Origin of the sequence: Streptomonospora wellingtoniae, from assembly GCF_031845375.1 — a bacterium.
In the GTDB taxonomy this organism is placed as follows: Bacteria; Actinomycetota; Actinomycetes; order Streptosporangiales; family Streptosporangiaceae; genus Streptomonospora; species Streptomonospora wellingtoniae.
In genome coordinates this window covers 1-435 of record NZ_JAVREK010000077.1, presented here as the reverse complement: position 1 = coordinate 435, position 435 = coordinate 1, and the positions used below count along the sequence as shown (strand labels likewise).

General features: G+C 75.6%; 1 protein-coding gene. It reads right to left on the bottom strand.

The genetic code is table 11. From position 1 onward, the window contains the following. The coding region (locus RM446_RS24700) for an AMP-binding protein (RefSeq protein ID WP_311547844.1) at positions 1-435 on the bottom strand (435 nt) is incomplete at both ends.

The following is a 435-nucleotide window of genomic DNA, read 5'->3' as shown; positions in this document are numbered from 1 at the left end:
GCACCCCCGGCCCAAAGAACCGGTCGGATTCGGCGCCGGTGTCGAAGGCGGTCACGTCCACCGCCGCCTCCGTCGGGCCGTACAGGTTCGCCAGCGCCGCGCGCGGAAGCAGGTCCCGGAACCGGCGCGCCAGGTCCGCGCCGAGCGCCTCGCCGGAGGCGAAGACGCGGCGCAGGGACGTGCAGCGCGCCGCCTCCGGCGCGTCGGCGAAGACGCGCAGCATCGACGGCACGAAGTGGCACACGGTGACGCCGCGGGCGGCGACGGTCGCGGCGATGGAGGCGGGGTCGCGGTGCCCGCCGGGCTCGGCGACGACCAGGCCCGCGCCCGCGGCGAAGGGCCAGAACAGCTCCCACACCGACACGTCGAAGGACACCGGCGTCTTCAGCAGCACCCGGTCGTCCGAACCGAGCCCGTAGGCACCCTGCATCCACG